Below are 10006 nucleotides of genomic sequence, written 5' to 3'. Positions count from 1 at the left end.
GTCGCATCTCCGCGGCGCCTAACCGGCGGCCCGGCCGCGGACCGGCCACTTCGTGGCCGCCGCTCCCTAGGGGTCGCGGGGGTGGGGTTGGGAGTGCGGTCATGGCGGACCCGGGGTGGACGGTGTGGCTGGTGGTGCGGCGGACTTTGGGTGGAGGTTGGGGCTGGTGGGGCGGTGGTGCGGCGGTCTCTGGGTGGAGGGCGTGGCTGGGGGCGGTAGCGGTTCAGAGGTCCGAGGCGGGTGTGGGTGTTTGTAGTGCGGTAGGCGCCTGGTTGGGGGGCTGTGCGGAGGTGGCGGGGGTTGGGTGGCGGGGGTGACCCGCTGATCACGTGCGGACATGGGTAACTCCGCAGTCACCTCCCAGCCGATACGCACATGACGTAAGGCCGAGGGCTGACGGTCGAGCTACCGGACGACACGCTGAAGACTCGGGGGAGGCGGCCCAGGCAGCCGAAAAGGCCGGTAGCGGGAGTGCTACCGGCCTTTTCGGGGCTGCTCTGTGCCTACATGATGGTGATCAGTTGGTGCGGACCGACAGACCGGGGTTGTCCGAGAGGACGACGGTCAGGGGCTGGGCGAACAGCTGGGGGGTGTCGCCGGTGATGGCACCGATGATGTTCGGGATCTCGCAGATCGGGAAATCCGCGACCGAGGAGGCGCTGGAGATGCCGAGGGCCAGGCGGCCGGTGACGATGGCGCCGCCGGAGTCGCCGGGGAGGGCGCAGATGTTGGCCGAGAAGCTCTGGGTGAGCTGGCGGTCGCCGACCTGGACGGTCTGGTCGACACCGTTGATCACGCCGCAGCTGAAGCCGGTGCGGGCACCGGACTTGCAGACGGGGGCGCCGACCACGGGGGTGGCCACGCCGTCGACGGCGATGGGGGCCTGGCCGGGGATGCGGACCAGGTTGTTCTCGAAGCGGGCGCGCGCGTTGTCGTTGACGCGAATGATCGAGTAGTCCTGCTCGCCGAGCACCGACTTCTGGAAGGTGCCGAGCTGAGCGCCCGCGCGGTCGCCGTTGACCTCGTACACGGCGGCGGCGTTGCCGGTGCCCGCCGACTCGATGTCGGGGTTGCAGTGGCCCGCCGAGATGTTGATGACGTTGCCGGAGCGGTCGGTGCCGTTGAAGCCGAGCGAGCAGCGCAGCGAGCTGCGGCCGATCACCGAGGCGTAGCCGTCGCCGCCTGCCAGCGCACCGTTGCCGTCACCGGCGACGGGGGTGGCGGTCAGGTCGACGCGCTCGCCCGCCACCGGCGGTGCGGTGACGATGACGCGGGAGGGGTCGATGAAGCTGGGCAGCGGGAGCCCGGCCTGCTGCACGCGGACCGCGATCGAGTTGTTCACGGTGTCGACGACGACGCCACGCACCAGCGCGGAGATCTCCGGCGGTGCGGCGGCGAGCCAGTTCTCGAAGGCGGTCTTCTCGCCGCGCAGGGTGGACTCGCTCTTGGCGACGTTGCGAACCTCGAAACCGGCCGACTGCGCGGCTTCCCGGGCCTGGTCGGCGCCGGGGCCGTGCGACAGCGCGATGACGGCGTTGCCCTGGTCGCTCAGCCAGGAACCGGCGAAGACCTGCGGGAACTGACGCTGCGCGGTGGTAGAGAACGCGGCGACCTGCTGCGCGACATCGGCGCGGCGCAGGTATTCGTCGGGGGAGATCTTCAGATCCCGGGTGACCGCCTCGATGAGCTGGGCGGGCAGATCTGCGCGCGCGGGCTGCGCGTCGGCAACCGCCATCGTGGGGCCGAACAGCAGAAACGCCGCCGAAGCGGCGATTATCGATTTCCGAGCTCTTCTCGAGCTTCGCGCGGACGGGGTACGACCCATACGTGGCAGGAGCATGATCGGAACTATATGGGCTCGAGCGACTTATGCCTACTCGGACCGGGCAAGAGATTTCGCTCACCCGGTCCGGTCGGTGATTTGTCCCCGCTCAGCCCGCGTTGGGCTTGGTGCGCACCATGATTCCGGTGCCGAGGCCGCCGCCCGATGTGGCCTCGATGTCGGCCAGGATGGGCCGGATCGGGACGCCGAGCGACGCGGTGCCGCCGTAGGGGGCGAGCTGGGTGTTGGCCTCGGTGCAGTTGGGCGCACCGGAGGCGTTCGAGCCGCTGGTGATGCCGAGGGCGAGCGTGCCGGACACGATGGCGCCGCCGCTGTCGCCGCCGAGGGTGCAGGCGGTGCTGGCGAAGCCGCGGATCGTCTTGCTGACGCCCGCCTCGGTGAACAGCTGGGTCTCCACGTGATCGGCCGAGACGAACCCACAGGTGAAGGTGGAGGACTGGCCGGTCTTGCAGACCGGTGCGCCGGTGACGGGTTCGGCGGTGCCGGTGATCGTCAGGGTGGTGCCCTCGGCGCCGCGCACGCGAGGCTGGTCCATGCCCGCGTTCACCGCGCGCTCGTTGAGCTTGATCACCGAGTAGTCCAGCGAGGCGGGGCCGCCGAGTACCGCGCGGGCGAAGGTGCCGACTTCGGGACTGTTGGGGATGTCGCGCACGTTCGGGACGTAGACCGAGGCCGTGCCGCCGTTGTCGACGTTCGGGTTGCAGTGGCCCGCGGAGATATTGAGCGCGTTGCCCGCGGCGTCGGTGCTGTTGAACCCGAACGAGCAGACGTCCACGCCGCGCAGGTCGGCGTCGTGGAGGTCCTTCTTCGCGGTGATGTAGGTGTCGCCGCCCATCGGCTTGTACTCCACCGGGCCGCCGCCGCCGGGTGAGAGCACCACCTTGATGGTGGCGATCAGGGTGGGCAGGTTGAGCATGTGGCCGGTGCCGGTGTTGGCCACGTTGAGCACGAGCTGGCTGTTGAGCACGTCGATCGCGATCGAGCTGATCGGCGCGGAGATCGCGGGCGGCAGGTTCGCGACCCACTGACTCAGTTGCACCAGCGCGCCTTCCAGCCCGCCGGCCGAGATCGGCGCGAGGTGGGTCTGGTAGCCGGCGGCGGTGACGAGCTTGCCCGCCTCGGCATCGGTGGTGGCGACGACGGCCTTGCCCTCGGGCGTGAGCCAGGCGCCGGCGAAGGTGTCGGGGTTCGCGGCACGGAAGTCGGTCGCGTAGTCGCGCAACTGCTGGGCGCGCGCGGCACGATCGAGGTACTCGGTGGGGGACATCCCGAGGTCACGCGACAGTGCGGTCACCAATTCACCGGGTAACGCATCGGCCGAAAGTTGTAGTGGCGCAGCAGGTTCCGATGACGCGATGCCGGATCCGAGCAGGGGTGCGAGAAGAACAGTCGCGGCGAACCCGGCGGAGGCTGCCTTGACCGCGGCGCGACGCGCCACCAACTTGCGCATGAAATCCCTTCGTCGACAACCAGTGACCGAGAACACCGCCGGCGGCGATCATGTCGGTCAGCGCATCACTCTAGGGCACGCTCGCCCAGCTGGCGCGGTTACCGTCCGGCTGCTGGATTCAGCGCTGCCCCGGGATGGTCAGGGGCGCGGGGAGATAGCCCGGCGGGTAGGTCCCGAAGGGCGACCGGGGCTTGGTGGTGGTGGGGCTCGGTGGGGTCGTCGGCGGGGTGGTGGTCGGCTCCGGGGTGGTCGTCGGCGGCGCCTCGGTGGTCGTCGGCTCCGGTTCGTCGGTCGTGGTGACCGGCGGGGGCGTGGTCGACTCGACGACCGGCGGCGGAGGCGGCGCGGGCGCCGAGGTGGGCGACAGCGTTTCCGGGCTGGCATCGGAAATCGTCGGCGGTGCGACGGTTTCGGAATCGCGGATCAGGACCGAGACCGCGACCCCGCCGAGCAGCAGGCCGATGAGCGCGGCGGCGGCGATCAGCAGCGGGGTCTTGTTGCGCGCGGGTTCGCGGGCGGGCACCACCGCGGACTCCGCGATCGGCGCGGGCGCGATCGGCGCCATCGCCTTCGTCGGCAGCGGTGAGACCGGCAGCGCCGCCGAGTATGCCTGCGCGGTCACCGCGGGCGGCGGCAGCGCGGGCATCACATCGGTGGCGATCGTGGCGTTCTCGGTGACGATCGGGTCGGGCGGGGTCGCGCCGGCCGGGGTGGCCAGCACCGCGACCAGCGCCGCCTGGGCGGCGGCGTTGGCGAAGGTCTTACCGGGATCGGCGCCGTTCGCGGGCTGGGGCAGCTCGTCCTCGCCGAGCAGGGCCACCGACTTCAAGCCCAGATAGTCCAAAGCCTCGCGTACGCCGCGCACGACCTCGGTCGACCAGGCCGCGGGGTGGGTGGCGTAGAACTCGGCCGGGCCGCTGAGGTGCTCGGTGGTGAGATCGATCAGGCAGAACATCGCCGTCGCGAGGAGGTCTTCGGCACGGTAGGCCTCGCCGCCGTCGACATCGACACCGGCCGGATCCCCGATCGCGCGCACGAAACCGGCGATCGAGTGGGCATGCCCGGTGGGAGCTGGTCCGCCGAGGGCGGCGTCACCGTCGTCGGACATGTGCAGAACCGAAGCACGCTCGATCACCTGAACCGTGCCGTCCTCGGTGACCACCGCGGCGATGCATTCGTCATCGGCGATACGCAGGCCGACCCCAGTGGCCATCGGCGGAACACCCCTCACTTCGGCGTCGACATCGTCCGCGCGAGTCACACCAGCAATCGGCCGTGTCCCATCGCGCGCAGCATTGACAGTAATTCCGATCGTGAGCGCGCGCCTAGTCGACGTCGGATCCGCGCGACGTGATGCTCTACGGTCTTCGCGGAAATGTACAGCCTCGCGCCGATCTCGCGATAGGTCAGACCGAGCAGGACCAGCTCGGCCACCTCGCGTTCCCGGTCGCTCAGTGCGCCGGACTCGCCGGTCAGGGGCGTGGGACCGGCTGCGGGCGGCTGCGGTTGTGCGGTCGGTCGCAGTGGCTCGACCGGCTGGGCTTGCGTGCGCACCGAACGCGCGAGCTTGAGCAAGGCGGTGGCGGTGGTCGAGTCGCTCGCCGCGAGGGCTGCCTCGCTGGCCAGGCGGGCGGCGTCCCAGGTGAGCCCGAGCTCGGCCAGTGCCGAGACCGCGGCCTCCACATCGGCCGCGGCCACCTGCCCCCGCAGCACGAGCACCCAGGTGCGCCCGGCGTCGGCCAGCACGGTGGCCTGCCGGTCACCCGCTTCCGCCGCCGTCTTCAGCGCGTGGGCGTGGGGCAGCAGCGCTCGGGGCGACTCGTCGGCGAGCGCGGCCTGCACGCCGTACCAGTGAAAGGAATTGGTCCAGGCGGGTGCGCGGCCCACTTTGCGGACCAGCACCCTGGCGGCATCGACGAGCGGTTCGATCCGGCGCGCGTCGCCAAGGCGGATACCGGCCAGCCACAGTTCGCCGATCGGCAACAGGCTCAACAGGTCGGCTTCCAGCTCGTCGAACAGTGGGCAGGCCGCGTGCCACGCGCGAGCCAGGGCGGCGTGATCGCCGCCGCGCCGGGCCAGTCCCACGGTCAGGGCGTGGGCGAGGAGTTGATCGCGGGGCGCGAGGGCGGGGATGTCGATCTCGGCGAGAGTGCTCGCGGCACGGCGTTCGTCGCCGCCGAGCAGTGCGGTCCACGCCGTCAGCACCGGAAGTTGGCGGCCACCACCCATGCCCGCCGCCCGGCGCAGCGCGTCACCGGCGCGACGGGGCTCGCCGCTGCCGAGGCAGAGCAGCGTGGCGATCGAGACCGCCGAGCAGGGCAGATAGCGATCGTCGCCGGTGTCGGTGTTGCCCGCCTGGATCAGGGCGGAAATCGCCGCGGCCGTTCCGGTTCCGTGCGGGTCGAGCGATTCGTCGAGCGCGCCCGCGATCAGCCGAGCGCCCGCGTCGGCCTCGGTCGGCGGCCAGTGCTGTGCTGCTTCGGACATGCGCGCGGCGCCGGCCTGTTCACCGGCCAGGGTGAGGACCATCGCCGCGGGCGCCCAGTCGGCGCCGATGCGGTCGGGTCCGAGCCAGTTGTACAGGCCGGCCGCACGGCTCACCAGTCCTCGGCGGATGAGCACGCTCGCGCAGATGCGCACCGCGGCGACGAGGTCGGCGCGTGCGACGTTCTCGGCGGTCAGCAGCGGTTCGGCCAGGCGTAGCGCGGTGTCGGTGTCACCCGCGTGCGCGGCGGCCTCGGCCCAGCGCAGCGCGATCGACTCCATTGCCGCGCCTGCCGCGGCCGCCGCCGCGTAGCAGCGGGTCGCCTCGTCGGATTTCTCGGCTGTGCGACAGAGGAACTCGGCGAGCCGGGCATCGACGACGCCGGACTCGGCCAGGATCAGTGCGGTGCGGTCGCGGAGCAGACCCGCGTCGAGGCGCGCGGTGAGCAGTCTGCGCTGCACATCGACATAGCGCCGATCGCCGAGCAACGTCCGCAGCGGACCGACGGCAGGCGCGAGGAGCAGGTCGGCATCGGTGACCAGGGCACCCGACCTGGCCCGGTCGATCAGGTCGTGGGCGGTGGCGGGGTCGACACCGAGCACCTCGGTGAGTTCTGTCGCGTCCAGTCCGGTTCCGGTCGCCGCGATGACCAGCGTTTCGAGCAACTCGGGTTCGACCGCTTCCAGCAGCGTTCGCGTCCAGACGGTGACGGCTTCGTCGACCGCTGCCTCGCAGGTTTCCAGCGACGCGGCGTGGGCGCCCTTCAACGCCGCGACGACACCGCCGGGAATGCCCGCCGTGAGCTGATGGATACGCGCCGCGAGCGGCTGGGACACGGCCACGCCGAGTTCCCTGGCGAACGAGGTGATGTGGGCACTTCCCAGTGCTCGCAGATCCACCGTGCGGCCGTTGCGCGCCACCGCGTCGGCCAGCGCGCGCAGCTGGGGATCGTGTGGCCGAGGCTGGGTGGTCAGCACCACCGAGCGTTGCCCGGTTTCGATGGCCTCGCAGAGTGCGCGAAGCTCGGCGTCGCTGTAACTGTGGATATTGTCGGCGACGAGCACTGCCCGGTCGGGAACCCCGTTCTCGACATCGTCGGCGGCGGATTCGACCACCGGTATGCCGCGGCGACGCAGGCGTGCGCGAACGGCGTCGAGCAGGAAAGTCTTTCCGGTCCCGGCTCGGCCGCGGATCAAGAGCAGCACCGTCTGCTGGTCGGCGTTGTCGAGATCGCGGAAAATGGTTCGGGCATTCGGGAAGGTGTCGTGGGCGATCTCAGCCACCATTTCCTCCGAGGACCTTGCCGGGCAGTTGCGTACCCGATTCGAGGGTTTCGCCGACCGCGCCGCCCACGTCGTCGAGCAGGCCGCCGGGGTCGACCTTGATAGTGGGGACCTGCGGCCGGGTCGGTGCGGGAGCGGGAGCGGGCGCCGGAGCCGGTGCGGGTGCAGGTGCCGGAGCCGGGGCGGGCGCTGGGGACTGCCCTGCGGGCGGCGCCTGGGCCGGTTGCTGCTCGGCGGGGCTCGGCTGGCCCGCGGTCGCCGGTGTTCCGTCGGCGGGTGCTCCACCGGTGGGTGCTGCGGCGGGTGCCGGAGTTCCCGCCGCGGGCGTGCCGCCAGGAACCCCGGCGTCGGTCGTACCGACCGGGATCGCGCCCGATGTCGCTGGTGTGCCGACCGCACCCGGCTTGGCCGGGTCGGTGACCACGGAGTTCGTGGCATTCGCCGTGCCGGCCGCACCGCCCGCGCCGGTCGCCGCGGGGGCGCCGGGGACCGATGGGGCCACGGTGGTCTCGGCGGGTCCGGTGGGTGAGAGCTGGGTGGCGCCACCGAGGGCGAGGGTGCCGGTGGCGAGCGCGGCCATGGTCAAGGCCGCCGCCGCGACGATCGCCGAGCGTTTGGCCGTGAACATCTTGGTCCGTACCGGCTCGGACGGTGGCAGCGCGAGTCCCTCGGCAACCGGTGCCGCAGCAGCCGATGCCGGTGCTACCGGCACGACGGGGATGGCCTCGGTGGGCACGCTGATCGCGGCGACGTCGAGGGCGATCTCGGCCGCGCCGCGTGCCGTGCAGGTCGCGGGGTCGGCGCAGGCGATCACCGGCAGGCCGAATTCGGTCGAGATCAACTCGGCGACCAGGGGAATCGCGCCACCGCCACCGGTGAGCAGCACCCGGCCGACATCGCCGAGGGTGAGTTCGGCGCGGCGCACCGCGTCCTGGAGCAGGCTCATCGAGTCGAGCAGGATCGGGCGCAGCAGATCTTCGAGTTCGCCCCGGGTCAGCCGGACCTGTTCGGTGTGGATCGCGGGGTTGAGCATGCCGACCGGAATCGCCGTCGCGGTAATTCTGGAGAGTTCTTCTTTCGCAATTCTGCAACGCTCTCGCAATGCCGACAATTCTTCTTCGACAACGGGATCGAATGGATCTATGTCGTTTCCGTTCAGAACATTTGCCAGCACATAGCGCATGGTCAGTAGATCGAATTCGGAACCGGCGATCGCGGTGCTGTGCACCGGGGTGCCGAGCAGTCCGGCCTGCTCGCCGGTGCGCAGGACCGACACGGTCGAACCGCTCGCGCCGAGGTCGTACACGACCAGCGCGCCGTCTTCGAGCTGTCCGTGCTCGATCTCGTATCGGCGCACCGCGGCCAGCGGCTCGGGCACCAGCGTCACTTCGGGCAGGCCGGCGCGGGCCAGCGCGGACCTGGCGGCCTCGACGGTGTGCTCCGGCCACCATGCCGGGTAGCACGCGACGGTGGTGGGCACCTCGGTGGCGACACCGGAGAGTTCGGCGATCAGCGCACGGGTCGCGGCGGCGACCAAATCGGCTGCGTCGTGGGTGGAACCGTCCTCGGCCAGCAGATCCACCGGATCGCCGACCCTGGACACGTAGTCGTCGACGACAACCCCGCGATGGTGGCGCGTGGTGTCGGCGAAGCTCACCGATCCGTCGGCGCCGAGCATCAGTGCGCTGCGATGGGTGCGAACGGTGGCACCGGTCCCGTCGGCTGTCGTGGCCGCGGCGGCCGAATTCGCCGCTCCGACAGTGATGCCGAGCGCCAGACGCTCTGTCATTTGGACAACCCCGTTCGCAGAACTTCCGGTGGGCCGGTAAACGCTTGTGTACAGCGAGATCGCCGATGGCAGCGTCCCACTCGATCTGTCGGTTGCTAGGGGGCAGCTGTTACCTGCGATGGGGCAAGTACGGGGAAATTCCCCTAATCGGTGGTCGGCCCCTAATGGGGTCCGCCCGGCGGGACTAGGTATTCGCCCCGTTACCTGTAACGACGGGCCCGCCTAGCGTGAAAGACATTCCAACGACAAACAGATCGGGCGTCACCGCCCATGATCTGGAGGAGCTGATCTCGATGACACCGAACGCGATTCTGGAGTTCATCCTCAATCTGCTGCGCGACCCCGAGGCCGCGGCAGGCTACTGCGCCAACCCGTGCCTCGCGCTGGCTGAGGCTGGCCTCGTGGTGACCCCGGAGGACATTTCCGCCGTCGCCCCCATGGTGGCGGAATCCGCGCTGGTCAGCGGCGGCTCCCAGTTGCAGGCGATCGTAGCCGCCGGCGCCGCGGCGAGCACGAGCGCGGCCCTGGCAGGAACAGCCACCGCTGCCGCCGCCGTCACCGCGGCCGCGGCGGCCGATGCCGAACTCGACCTCGGTCTCGACGCCGGCCTCGGTGCTGTGGCCTCGGTCGTCGCCGGCGCCGCCGCCCAGGTAGGCGCCGGCCTCGATGTGGCACTCGACGCGGTCACCGGCGCGAACGTCGATGTGAACGCCGGCCTCGGCGCCGACCTGGCCGCCGGTGTGACCGGCGCCCTCGGCGCGGGCCTCGGCTTGAACGGCGCGATCGACAGCGCCCTCGACCTCGGCGCGAATCTCGGCGGAGCGCTGAACGGTGCGGTGGGTGTTGGTGGTGACTTGGCTGCTGGTCTGGGTGGTGCTGTGAACGGTGCGGTGGGTGTCGGTGGTGATCTTGCCGCTGGTCTTGGCGGTGCGCTGAACGGTGCGGTGGGTATTGGTGGTGATCTTGCCGCTGGTCTCGGTGGAGCGCTGAACGGCGCGGCCGGTGTTGGCGCGGATCTCGGTGCGGGTCTCGACACCACGTTGTCCGGTGGAATCGGTGCCGGTCTCGATGGTGCCCTGTCGGGAGCGGTCGGCGCGGGGACCGACCTTGCCGCGGGTCTTGGCGGCAGCCTGGCCGGCTCGGTCGGCGCGGGTGC

The 10006-nt window shown here is 70.9% G+C and carries 6 protein-coding genes; 1 reads left to right on the top strand and 5 read right to left on the bottom strand.

Annotated elements, in window-relative coordinates; translation table 11 throughout:
• Window positions 1-517: 517 nt before the first annotated feature.
• The 5 genes from ACWGCN_RS29425 to ACWGCN_RS29405 all read right to left on the bottom strand — a co-directional run bounded on the left by ACWGCN_RS29425 (window position 518) and on the right by ACWGCN_RS29405 (window position 8850).
• Window positions 518-1840 carry a S1 family peptidase gene (locus ACWGCN_RS29425; protein WP_378995807.1) on the bottom strand — a complete coding sequence of 441 codons (1323 nt, stop codon included), beginning with the start codon at window positions 1838-1840 and terminating at the stop codon, window positions 518-520.
• A 91-nt stretch (window positions 1841-1931) separates the two neighbouring features.
• Window positions 1932-3293, bottom strand: coding sequence for a S1 family peptidase (locus tag ACWGCN_RS29420; protein ID WP_452458315.1), 1362 nt, complete (start codon window positions 3291-3293; stop codon window positions 1932-1934).
• A 118-nt stretch (window positions 3294-3411) separates the two neighbouring features.
• Window positions 3412-4506: a hypothetical protein gene (locus tag ACWGCN_RS29415; RefSeq protein ID WP_452458316.1), complete on the bottom strand. Its 1095-nt coding sequence runs from the start codon at window positions 4504-4506 to the stop codon at window positions 3412-3414.
• 44 nt (window positions 4507-4550) lie between these two features.
• A complete protein-coding gene (locus ACWGCN_RS29410; protein ID WP_452529146.1) occupies window positions 4551-7064 on the bottom strand; it encodes a LuxR C-terminal-related transcriptional regulator in 2514 nt (837 codons plus the stop codon).
• Window positions 7054-8850 carry an Hsp70 family protein gene (locus ACWGCN_RS29405; protein WP_452458318.1) on the bottom strand — a complete coding sequence of 599 codons (1797 nt, stop codon included), beginning with the start codon at window positions 8848-8850 and terminating at the stop codon, window positions 7054-7056. The genes ACWGCN_RS29410 and ACWGCN_RS29405 overlap by 11 nt, the downstream gene beginning before the upstream one ends.
• Before the next feature lie 293 nt (window positions 8851-9143).
• On the opposite strand from ACWGCN_RS29405, the gene ACWGCN_RS29400 reads away from it, so the two are divergent.
• A partial coding sequence (locus ACWGCN_RS29400) for an IniB N-terminal domain-containing protein (RefSeq protein WP_452529145.1) occupies window positions 9144-10006 on the top strand: 863 nt, incomplete at its 3' end.

Source organism: Nocardia sp. NPDC055050, from assembly GCF_053608345.1.
This window is presented reverse-complemented; position numbering and strand designations above follow the sequence as displayed.

Bases quoted from the DNA above. Each gene is read 5' to 3' on its own strand.
- ACWGCN_RS29425 (WP_378995807.1), bottom strand. From the start codon at position 1,840: ATGCTCCTGCCACGTATGGGTCGTACCCCGTCCGCGCGAAGCTCGAGA.
- ACWGCN_RS29420 (WP_452458315.1), bottom strand. From the start codon at position 3,293: ATGCGCAAGTTGGTGGCGCGTCGCGCCGCGGTCAAGGCAGCCTCCGCC.
- ACWGCN_RS29415 (WP_452458316.1), bottom strand. From the start codon at position 4,506: ATGGCCACTGGGGTCGGCCTGCGTATCGCCGATGACGAATGCATCGCC.
- ACWGCN_RS29410 (WP_452529146.1), bottom strand. From the start codon at position 7,064: ATGGTGGCTGAGATCGCCCACGACACCTTCCCGAATGCCCGAACCATT.
- ACWGCN_RS29405 (WP_452458318.1), bottom strand. From the start codon at position 8,850: ATGACAGAGCGTCTGGCGCTCGGCATCACTGTCGGAGCGGCGAATTCG.